General features: G+C 70.5%; 9 protein-coding genes. All 9 read right to left on the bottom strand.

Annotated features, from left to right (window positions below; all coding sequences use genetic code 11):
• Positions 1-133, bottom strand: a 133-nt coding sequence (locus FJ694_RS24845; protein ID WP_445661320.1) for a thiolase family protein, incomplete at its 3' end; no start/stop codon positions are given.
• Positions 126-314 (bottom strand): hypothetical protein, encoded by a 189-nt coding sequence (locus tag FJ694_RS24840; protein WP_157270011.1) that lies wholly within the window; start codon positions 312-314, stop codon positions 126-128. The genes FJ694_RS24840 and FJ694_RS24845, both read right to left, overlap by 8 nt.
• Before the next feature lie 89 nt (positions 315-403).
• The gene (locus FJ694_RS24835) at positions 404-3,115 is read right to left on the bottom strand and encodes a CoA-binding protein (protein WP_157270010.1); all 2,712 of its coding nucleotides are present in this window, start codon (positions 3,113-3,115) and stop codon (positions 404-406) included.
• A gap of 20 nt (positions 3,116-3,135) precedes the next feature.
• Positions 3,136-4,416, bottom strand: a complete 1,281-nt coding sequence (locus FJ694_RS24830; RefSeq protein WP_157270009.1) for an ATP citrate lyase citrate-binding domain-containing protein — start codon at positions 4,414-4,416, stop codon at positions 3,136-3,138.
• Positions 4,417-4,585: 169 nt separating this feature from the next.
• Positions 4,586-6,106: a tripartite tricarboxylate transporter permease gene (locus tag FJ694_RS24825; protein WP_198320977.1), complete on the bottom strand. Its 1,521-nt coding sequence runs from the start codon at positions 6,104-6,106 to the stop codon at positions 4,586-4,588.
• Complete coding sequence (locus tag FJ694_RS24820) at positions 6,103-6,552, bottom strand: tripartite tricarboxylate transporter TctB family protein (protein WP_157270007.1); 450 nt, start codon at positions 6,550-6,552, stop codon at positions 6,103-6,105. Before FJ694_RS24820 ends, FJ694_RS24825 begins: the two co-directional genes overlap by 4 nt.
• 58 nt (positions 6,553-6,610) lie before the next feature.
• A complete protein-coding gene (locus tag FJ694_RS24815) occupies positions 6,611-7,618 on the bottom strand; it encodes a Bug family tripartite tricarboxylate transporter substrate binding protein (protein ID WP_157270006.1) in 1,008 nt (335 codons plus the stop codon).
• 123 nt (positions 7,619-7,741) lie between these two features.
• The gene (locus tag FJ694_RS24810) at positions 7,742-9,220 is read right to left on the bottom strand and encodes a sensor histidine kinase (protein ID WP_157270005.1); all 1,479 of its coding nucleotides are present in this window, start codon (positions 9,218-9,220) and stop codon (positions 7,742-7,744) included.
• Between the two features lie 2 nt (positions 9,221-9,222).
• A complete protein-coding gene (locus tag FJ694_RS24805) occupies positions 9,223-9,927 on the bottom strand; it encodes a response regulator (RefSeq protein ID WP_157270004.1) in 705 nt (234 codons plus the stop codon).
• Between the last annotated feature and the right edge of the window lie 68 nt (positions 9,928-9,995).

Here is a 9,995-nt window from a genome sequence, read left to right as displayed (position 1 = left end):
CACCCACGCCGGTCTTGTCCAGCAGCGCCTTGATCACGGTGGCGCCCAGCTCGGGCGCGGAAACCTTGGCCAGCGAACCGCCGAACTTGCCCACGGCGGTGCGGGCGGCGGCGACGATGACGATGTCAGTCATGGGATCTCCTCGTTGTCTCAATCACAGGTGGAAGAAGGCGCCGGAGCGGCGATTCGACGAATTTTTTCTTCAGGTCGCTGCAGGCGGTGCGGAAGGCGCCGGCCGGTCCAGGCCGGTCGCGAAATTGCGGCAACCGGCTTGCCAGCACGCGCGCCGCTCCTGCGCCGCCCTGCGTGAACATTTCACGATCCTACGATACAAAACCCGCTTCCACGATATAAAACCTTCGATTTTGGTCGAGGTTTGTTCACGCGCCGTAACCGGCGGCCCTCACAGGACGTGCGCGCAAGCCGCTTCGGGCGTGCGCGTGTCCATGTTGCGGCCGCGGTTGAGGTGGTCGTCGATTTCGGCAGCGGCGCCGATCATCCGGCCGTACAGGAACACGGTGAACGCGGCGTTCTCCAGGTCGCGCACGCTGAGCGTGCCGGCCTGGTGGTCCTTCCACAGCAGCCCCAGCAGCAGCGCGGCGATCACGGCGTCCACGTTGACGCAGAACACGTAAGGCGTCGCGCCCACGTCGTACAGCGCCTGCGCCAGCTCGCGGTAGAAGGCGTGGAAGACGTTGTAGCGGCCCTGCTTGGCCATGAACTCGGCAATGAAGCGCTCGCGCGGATCGACGTTGACCGGCTTGCCCTTGAACACCGGGTGGTGCACCCCGGGCAGCGCGCGCAGCTCCTGCCCCGCCTCCTTGGCCGCGCGTTTCTCGGCCTTGTAGGCCTGGGCGAAGCGCGTGGCCATGGCCTTGAGGTCCAGCCCATGGTTCGGGTCGGACGGGTCCTTCAGATCGCATCCCTTGAACTGCTCCAGCAGGAAGGCCATGCCCTCGAAGCCGTTGCCGCCGTGGCTGTAGCCGGTGTGGGTCAGGAAGCCGACCATGGCCTTGTTGATCTGCACCCGGCCCGGCGTCTGCGGGCCGTCGGCCGACACGGCGCCCTTGGCGCCCTGCGCCGAGATCGAGCCCGGGCCGTTGGACACCAGCAGCCCGATCAGCATCTGCAGCGGCATCGCTTCCGCGGCACTCGGCTTGCGCCCCGTGACGGCCAGCGCGCACAGGTCGGCCATGGTCCAGCTGCCGTAGCGCTCGGCCTGCGAGATGCCGGCCAGCGACCCCCACTGGTGCTTCTCCGCGTCGATGGTGGCGCCCACCATCACGCCGTAGAGGCGCAGGTACCAGGGCAGCGTCTCGGCCGTGAGGCGCGTGATGCGCTTGCGCAGCAGCGGGCCCCAGGCGATGGTCACGGCGATGGCGGCCAGGATGGCGTCGCGCGACAGAGGGATGTCCTGCGCCAGCAGGAAGTCCAGGAACACCGACTTCACCTTGCGCTGGCGCACCGCCTGCAGCATGGCCTTGGGGTGCGAGTCCTTGGCCTCGTCCGGGCGCTGCGTGAACAGCGCGCGCGCGGCCTCGTCCAGGCGGATGCGGCTGAAGTCGAAGCCCGCCTGGCTGCCCTCCTTCAAACCCGAGCCCAGGAACAGCTCGATCAGCACCCGCGTGCAGGCCAGCGCGCGCTCCACGCGCTTCGGGCCGACGATGGACGCCGCCGCCGCCATCACGGCATTGGGCGCGTTGCCCGCGTCGCGCGCGGCCTGCGCCGCCACCAGCACCGGGTCGCCCACCAGGTTGACCTCGGCCGCCACCGCGATGTCGAGCAGCGCGCGCTCGTTGGCCCCCGCCACCTCGTGCACCAGCGGCAGCGCGAACACCGCCTGCAGCGGCTGCAGCGCCAGGTCCAGCACCGGGTGGCCGTGCACGGCCGTCACCTGCGTGGCCGGGTCCATCTGCGAGGCGCCGGACTTGTCCTTCATGTTCTGGCGCGCCACCACGGCGCCGACCTGTTTACCGAGCGCGGCGATCTGCCCGGCATAAGGCGCCGGCGCCTCCACCGGCTCCAGCGCCAGCTCCGCGGGAAGCACCAGGCCCTGGTCGTTGGCCATCCAGGGTTTGAGGCTCAGGCTGCCGCGCGGGGCGAAGTCGGGCTTGGCGCCGCTCAGGGCCATCACCGCCGTGAGCGCGGCCGGGATGTGGGCGATGTTGGTCACCACCGCGCCCTTCCTCGACACCACCGGGTTGTCGGGCGTGAAGATCGCGTCCACGCCCAGGCTGTCCATGAACCAGCGCTCCTTGTCCTGCGCGCTGTCGCCGGAGCCGGCCATGGCGCCGGCGTGGCCCACGGCGCGGGTGAGCTTGGACTTCCAGCGCCCGACCACGCAGGCCACCACCGGCTTGCCGAAGTCCAGGCCCTGCTCGTAGTAGCCGCCGGGCTCGGCGTACAGCACCGCGGCGCGGGAGCGGCCGTCGTTGCGGAAGGCATGCGCGAAGTCGCGCGCGGCGTAGTGGATGTAGACGTCCTTGCCCGAGGACACGAGGGTCGTCGTGCCCCAGCCCTCGCTGGCGAGGTACTGCGCGATGGTGGTGGTGAAGCCGCCGGAGTTGGAGAAGATCGCCACCGAGCCCTGCAGCAGCGAGTCCTGCGGCAGGTCGCCGCCCAGCGCGCCGCCGATGCGCACGCGGCTCCAGGAGTCGGCCACGCCCAGGCAGTTGCCGCCGATCACGTCCACCCCGGCCTGCTGCGCCATGGCGCGGATCTCGCGCGCGTCGTGCACGGCGATCTTCTCCGTGACGATCACGATCTTGCGCAGCCCCGGATTGACGCGGATGAGCTCGGCCACGCCGTCGCGCACCCCCGACGGCGGCAGGTACACCACGCCGGTGTTGAAGGCCAGGCCCGCGTCCAGGCCCTCGCGCACGTTGTTGAAGACGGGAATGTCGCCCGCGGGCGTCTTGAGCCGCTGCCCGCCGCGCCCGGGCGAGGTGCCGAACACCACGTTGCCGCCGGAGAAGGCGTGGCTCGTGGGCGTGACCTGGCGCGACTCGCCGCCCAGGATGTTGAGGACGCACACGCGGTCGCCGCGCGTGGCCAGGTCGGCCAGCGAGTCGACGCCCAGGTGGTACGGAAAGCCGGAAATGCCTCGTGCATGCATGGTCATGTCTCCTGGGATGTTCAAACGGCGGCCTTGATGCCGAGCTGCTCGGCGATGGCGGCGCGCCCGCCCGCCTTCATCCACTCGTCCACGCGCTTGGCGTAATTGACGACCTCGGAGATGGCGCTGTCGAAGCCGAAGAAGCGATAGGGCAGCCCCAGCGCCTCGCAGGTGTCGGCCAGGGCCCCGAAGCCGCGCACGAGGTTGGGGCCGCCGCGGCCCACCACCACGTACAGCGGTGTGGGCCCGTGCGTGGCGAAGTGCTCGCGCAGCGCGTCGCCCATGGCGCGCAGCGTCTCGTGGATGTCGGTGTTGTTCGACTTGCCGCCGATGATGAACAGCACGTTGGACTGCGCCAGGAAGTGCCGGTAGCAGATCTTCGCGACCTGCTTCATCTTCTCGTAGGGCGGGTTGCCGCCGAAGTCGGACGAGATGCTGGCGGCCTCGCCCAGCACCTCCGTCACCAGCGAGTTGGCGCCGCCGCCGAAGGTGGGCGCCAGGATCGTGCCGCGCTCGTTGATCACGAACACGTCCGACTGGCCCTGGTGCGTGCGCAGCTCGTTGACCTCCTGCTCGAAGGCGCCCACGTCGGCGGCGAACAGGTGCTGCGGCAGGTTCAGCCGCGCCACGCGCGGGTCGTCGCGGTCGAAACCGCACTTGAAGTCGCAGGCCACCGGCGTGAGCTTTCCATTGCCGTCCACGCGCATGCGGATCGGGTTGAGCTCCAGCGTGGTCATGCCGTAGTGGTGCATCAGCTCCCAGAGCTTCGGCAGGTGCTGCACCAGCGGCGAGATGATCTCCTTCGGAGCCCCGATGTCGGTGAGCGCGTTGGCGACCACGAAGGCCTTGAGGCCCGTGAGCGCGTCGAAGGGCACGGTGGCGACTTCCGACTTGTCGAGCTCCTCGATGTCCACGCCGCCGCGGTGCGTGAGCGTCATCGTCGGGGCGCGAAAGCGCGTGTCGTCGGTGATGGCGAAGTACACCTCGTGCTCCGCGGGCACCCCGCCCTCGAAGGTCACGCCGTTGGCCTTGGCCGTGGCGTTGCCGTGGCGGTGCTCGGCGAAGTAGAGCCGCTCCTTCTCGGCCAGCGCGCTGCGCAGATCCCGGGCGCGGCCGATCAGGCCGGACTTGCCCTTCTTGCCCACGCCGCCCTTGAACAGCGGCTTCACGAACACCTGGCCGTGGCGGCGGATCAGCGCCTGGATCTCGTCCTCCGACGCATCGGGGCCGAGCACTTCCGCGCTCGGAAAATCGACGTGCCGCAAGAGCTGCGCGCCGTAAAGCATGCCGGTGAGTTGCATGGAATCTCCTTCAGTTCAGAAACGGTGCGGCCCAGGGCGCGCAGCGCTCCGCTGGCCCCGGCGCGAGGCGTCGGGATCAGCAGTGCAGTGGGGAAACGGATCGGCGTGGTGCCCACCCCTCGCCATGGCAGGCGAGGACCGGGCGGCCGAGGTCAGGCAGGCCGTGCCTTCAGACCTGGCCCACGACCGTGGGCTGCGGCTTGCGGTGCCGGAGCGAGCGCAGCAGCGGGGGCAGCAGCAGCATCGCGGCAGCAGCCAGCCACAGCCCGATGGAGATCGGGCTCTCGACCAGGATCGACGCGTCGCCGTTGGTGATGGACAGGGCCCGGCGCAGGTTCTGCTCCATCATGTCGCCGAGCACGAAGCCCAGGATCAGCGGCGCCATCGGCACGTTCTGCTTGCGCAGCAGGTAGCCCATGACCCCCAGCACCGTCATCAGCACCAGGTCGAAGGTGGTGGCGTGCACCGCGTACACGCCCACCGCGCTGACGGCCAGGATGCCCGGCACCAGCACCCAGTTGGGCACGCGCAGCACCTGCGTGAACACGCCCACCATCGGGATGTTGATGAACAGCAGGATCACGTTGGCGACGAACAGCGAGGCGATGAGGCCCCAGACCAGCGCCGGCTGCTGCGTGAACAGCGCGGGCCCCGGCGTGATGTTGTAGAGCGCCAGCGCGCCCACCATCACCGCCGTGGTGCCCGAGCCCGGCACGCCCAGCGTGAGCATCGGCACGAAGGAGCCGGTGGCCGCGGAGTTGTTGGCCGCCTCGGGTGCGGCCACGCCGCGGATGTCGCCCTGCCCGAAGGTGCCTTCCTTGTCGGTGAGGCGCTTTTCCATCGAGTAGGTCATGGCGCTGGCGATGGTGGCGCCCGCGCCGGGCAGCACGCCGACCACGAAGCCCACCACGCTGGAGCGCACGGTGCCCCACCAGGTCTGCGCCAGCTCCTGGCGGTTGAAGAGCTTGCGCCCCGTCTCGGTGATCATGCCGGCGCTGCTGTGATGCTGCTGCAGCATCAGCAGGATCTCGCTGATCGAGAACACGCCGATGACGACCACGACGAACTGGATGCCGTCGGAGAGGTGCACGTCGCCGCCCGTGAAGCGGTAGACGCCGGAGTTGGAGTCCAGACCCACGCACGACAGCGACAGGCCGATCACGGCCGCCAGCCCGGCCTTCATCGGCGCGTCGCCCATCAGCCCGGCGATGCAGGCGAAGGCCAGGCACATGAGCGCGAAGTACTCGGCCGGGCCGAAGGACAGCGCCCAGCCCGCCAGCAGCGGCGCGAACATCACGATGCCCAGCGTGGCGATGACGGAGCCGACGAAGGAGCTCCAGGCCGAGATCGACAGCGCCACGCCGCCCTGGCCCTTGCGTGCCATGGGGTAGCCGTCCATCGCCGTCATGATGGCGCCGGCATCGCCGGGCACGTTGAGCAGGATGGACGAGATGCGGCCGCCGTACTCGCAGCCGATGTAGACCGCGGCCAGCAGGATCAGCGAGGCCTCGGGCGGCAGCTTCATCGCGAAGGCCAGCGGCATGAGGATGGCCACGCCGTTGATGGGCCCCAGGCCCGGCAGCAGGCCGACCATGGTGCCGATGAGCGCGCCCACCGCCGCGATGGCCAGGTTCATCGGCGTCAGCGCGACGCCGAAGCCCGCGAGCAGATGTTGCAGGGTGTCCATCAACGGCCTCCCAGCAGGAACGACAGCACGCCCGAAGGCAGCACCACGTCCAGCACCTTGTCGAAGAGAAGGAACAGCACCAGGCCCAGGCCAGCGCCGCCCGCCAGCGCCTGCGCCAGGCTGCCGCCAAAGGCCAGGCCGACAGGCACGGCCATGAGGGCCGTGGCCAGCGTGAAGCCCAGCAGCTCGAACAGCAGCGCGTAAGCGGCCACCGCGGCGGCGCACAGCAGCGTGGCCTTCCAGGGCACGTCGCGGAACGCCGCCACGCCGCGCAGTGTGGGCTTGAAGACGAGCCACAGCCCGCCCACGCCCATCAGCGCGGCCAGCAGCAGCGGGAAGGCGCGCGGGCCCACGGGCTCATAGGAGATCTCGGCGGCATAGCCCTGCGCAGCCCAGACCATGCCTGCGGACGCGACGACGCACGCCGCACCAAGAATGCGGTCACTCATTGGGAATTCCTCGGGAAAGGGAAATGGCCGCCGCAGGACGCGGCGGCCGGCAGACGGCTTACTTCGCCGCGGCGGGCGCCACGGTCAGGCCCAGTTCCTCGACCAGCTTGCGGTAGGCGGCAACCTGCTTCTTGACGTGGGCCTCGGCCTCCGCACCGGTGAGCGACAGCGGATACAGGCCCTGCTGCTCGCGCTGCTTCGCGTAGGCCGGGGTGGCCATCATCCTGGCGAAGGTGTCGCTCCAGGTCTTGTAGTCCGCGTCGCTGACCTTGGGGCCGACGTAGAAGCCGCGCACGGTGGGCCAGTCGATGTCGGCGCCCTGCTCCTTGGCCGTGGGCACCGCGGACAGGTCGCCCGGCAGGCGCTTGTCGCTCATGACGGCCAGCACGCGCACCTTGCTGCCGGCCTTCATCTGGTGCAGCGTCTCCGCGGCGTCGCCGGTGAAGACGTGGATGTGGCCGCCCTGCAGCGCCGTCATGGCCTCGCCGCCGCCCTCGAAGGCCACGAAGCGCATCACCTTCGGGTTGACCCCGGCGGCCTTGGCCAGCAGCGCGGCCTTCATCCAGTCCTGGCTGCCCACGCTGCCGCCGGCGCCGAACACCACCTTGGTGGGATCGGCCTTCATGGCGGCCAGCACCTCCTGCAGCGACTTGTAGGGCGACTTCTCGGACACGACCACGGCGCCGTAGTCGGCGCCGATGGCGGCCAGCCAGCGCACGTCGTTCTCGCCGTAGCGGCCGAACTTGCCCTGCGCGAGGTTGAGCAGGGAACCGCCGGAGAAGGCCACGATGGTGTTCGCGGCCTCGGGCCGCTGCGCCACGATGGTGTTGTAGGCCACGGCGCCGATGCCGCCGGGCATGTAGGTCACGCGCATCGGGTCGCGGATGAACTTGCCCTCGGCCAGCGCCGCCTGGGCCAGCTTGCAGGTCAGGTCGAAGCCGCCGCCGGGCTTGGCCGGCGCGATGCATTCGGTCTTGTCCAGCGGACCTGCCACGGTGGCGCCAGCCAGCACGGCCAGGGTCGCGGCAAGGGTCGTGGACCGCAGGATTCGGGTAGAGGGCTTCATCGTGTCTCCATCGTCGGGTGGTGGGGTGCCGCCACCGGCGTGGCCGGTTTCAGCGCTATGGAGGGCACGATATCGAGGCGCGACTTTCAGGCCGCTTTCAGAAAAATCGCCAAAACGCCCGGGTTAACCCGCGATCGCCGCGGTGGCGTGGGAAGCCAGCGGCAGCAGCAGCGCGACCTCCAGGCCCCGCCCCGCGGCTCCGTCCCCGATCTCCAGCCGCCCCCCGTGCCGCTCGGCGATGGAACGCACGATGGCCAGGCCGATGCCCGAGCCGGACTGGGTGGCATTGCTGGCGCGGAAGAAGCGCTCGCCGGCACGGCCGCGCTCGTCCCTGGGAATGCCCGGCCCGTCATCGACCACGGCCAGCCGCGCCTGCGGCGGCTGCAGCGACACGCGCACCGTCACATGCCCGCCGCCGGGCGTGTAGCGGATGGCGTTGTCCAGCAGGTTCGACAGCGCCTCCTTCAGCAGCCCGCCCTGGGCCGCCACCACGATGGGCTCCTCGGCGCCGGCGGGGCCTTCGGGCGCTTCGAAGCCGAGGTCGATGCCCTGGTCGCGCGCCTGCGGCCACCACGCCCGCGTCACCCCGGCGGCGAAGTCGACCAGGTCCAGCGGCTCCAGCCGCAGCTCGGCGCTGTCGGCCCGCGCCAGCATCAGCATCTGGTTGGTCTGGCGCACCGTCTCGTCGAGCTGCACCTTCAGCGCGGCCAGCGCGTCGCGCAGGCGCTCGGGATCCGGCTCGCGCAGCGCGTAGGCCAGCTGCGTCGTGAGCGTGGCCAGCGGCGTGCGCAGCTGGTGCGAGGCGTCATCGACGAAGCGGCGGCGCGCCTCCACCAGCGCGCGGTTGCGCTCCACGTGGTGGTTGATGGCGTCGATGAGCGGCTGCACGTCGGTGGGCACGTCGCGCAGCGCGATGGGGCGCAGGTCCTGCGGCGAGCGCGACAGCACCTCGCTGCGCAACCGGCCCAGGGGACGCAGCGTCCAGCTCACGCCCACCACCAGCAGCAGCCCGGCCGCGCTCACCAGCACCAGGTCGCGCGTCAAGGCCTGGGCCACCAGGCGGCGCGTGAAATGGCTGCGCAACGTCAGTGGCTCCGCCACCTGGATCACCACCCGCTGCGCCACTGCTTGTCCGCCCAGGGGGCGGTCCAGCATGCGGGCATAGCTGGCCACGCGCACGGGTATGCCGAAGTACTCGGCATCCGCAAAGTACGGTTGGCCGGTCACCAGGGCTTCCGCGGGCCGTGGCAGGTCGGCATTGCCAATCTCGACCAGGTCGTCTTCCGTCGCAACGCGGTACTGCACCGGACCGCTGGCCGTGAGCTCGAAGAACTCGAGCATGCGGTACGGCAGCTCGATGGACAGGCCGCCGCTCTCGGTCGAGATGTTGGCGTCGATGGACTTGATGGCCCCGAGCAGCGAGCGGTCGTAGGCCGCGTCGGCGGCGTCCACCGCGGTGCGCCAGGTGAGCCACACCTCGCCGGCCACCACGGCCAGCAGGCCCGGCAACAGCACCGCGAGCAGCGTGCGCCTGAAGCTGCGCCCCCGGCGCGGGCGCTGGCCTGAAGAGTCCCCGCCCCAGGGCAGCCAGCGCCGCGCCATGCTCAGTCGCCGCGCGCGGGCGGGGGAGCGCCTGCGGCGTCCGGGGCGCTTTCCAGCACGTAACCCAGGCCGCGGACCGTGCGGATGCCCACCGGGGTACCCTGCAGCCGCTTGCGCAGCCGGTGCACCAGCACCTCCACGGCATCGGGCTGCACGTCCTGCTCGTCGGAGAACACGCGTTCCAGGATCTCCTGCTTGGACAGCGGCTCGCCGCTGCGCGTGATGAGGACGCGCAGCACGGCATGCTCGCGCGGCGTCAGCGCCAGCGGCTCGTGCATCAGCGTGAACTGCCGCGCGCCGGCGTCGTAAGCCAGCGGCCCGCAGGCGAAGCGCGGATGGTCGCCGCCCCGCGAGCGCCGGATCAGCGCCACCAGCCGGGCTTCGAGCTCGGCCAGCTCGAAAGGCTTGGCCAGGAAGTCGTCCGCCCCTTCGTGCAGGCTGTCCACGCGCTCCATCAGCGAGTCGCGCGCGGTCAGGATCAGCACCGGCAGGCGCTGGCCGGCGTCGCGCAGGTCGGCCAGCACCTCGCGGCCGCCCAGCCCGGGCAGGCCCAGGTCGAGGACCAGCGCGTCGTAGCGCGTGGCCTTGAGGCTGCGGCGCACCAGGCGGCCGTCGTCCACCCAGTCCACCAGGAAGCCGCTTTGCGCCAGCGCGCGCACCAGCCAGGTGGCCAGCGCATGCTCGTCTTCGGCCAGCAATACACGCATGTCGTCTCAAACAGGCTTGAGAGAGAGGCAGAGGGCAGCTGCCACCTGCCCGGAAGGCAGACATTGTC

This window comes from Azohydromonas aeria (assembly GCF_009760915.1).
Lineage (GTDB): Bacteria > Pseudomonadota > Gammaproteobacteria > Burkholderiales > Burkholderiaceae_C > Azohydromonas > Azohydromonas aeria.
The sequence above is the reverse complement of the archived record's forward strand: the minus strand, read 5'-3'. Positions and strand labels throughout refer to the sequence as shown.